At 58.9% G+C, this 597-nt stretch carries 1 pseudogene; it reads left to right on the top strand.

Features of this window, described 5'->3' with window-relative positions:
- Nucleotides 1–106: pseudogene (locus tag ACM6UT_RS23445) on the top strand (RpiB/LacA/LacB family sugar-phosphate isomerase); the annotation flags it as partial.
- Nucleotides 107–597: the final 491 nt, after the last annotated feature.

The following is a 597-nucleotide window of genomic DNA, read 5'->3' as shown; positions in this document are numbered from 1 at the left end:
TGCCGACGCCTGGTTGAAGGAGACCCTGAATTTCGACCCTCAGGGACGCTCTGCCGGCAATGTGAATGCGATCAACGCTGTCGATCAGAAGTACCACAAGGCCTGATCTCGAGCGCATGCTGAGATCCTCCAGCAGTCCGTAGGGCTTGCCTCCAGGGCCCATGAATACGGACTGCTGGCAAAGGCCGTCTGCTGACGAGGGCAAAGGCGGCGANGGACGCTCTGCCGGCAATGTGAATGCGATCAACGCTGTCGATCAGAAGTACCACAAGGCCTGATCTCGAGCGCATGCTGAGATCCTCCAGCAGTCCGTAGGGCTTGCCTCCAGGGCCCATGAATACGGACTGCTGGCAAAGGCCGTCTGCTGACGAGGGCAAAGGCGGCGAAAACACAATATCGGCTTGAAAGCGAGACCTGTGCCGGGGCAGAGGATCGCCAGGGCTTGCGCCGTCTGCTGCGACTAAAATATGCTTTTGCCGAGGAGGAATGCCCTGATGAGTCTGACCCAGAAACTGATCAATGATGGCAATGATGCCGTGGACGAGATGCTGCGCGGCATCCTTGCAGCCCATCCTCACCATCTGTGGAGCCCGTCCC

The organism is Ciceribacter azotifigens, from assembly GCF_048159625.1.
Classification (GTDB): Bacteria; Pseudomonadota; Alphaproteobacteria; order Rhizobiales; family Rhizobiaceae; genus Allorhizobium; species Allorhizobium azotifigens.
Note: the sequence above shows the minus strand (reverse complement) of the source record. Positions and strands in the feature narration are given on the sequence as shown.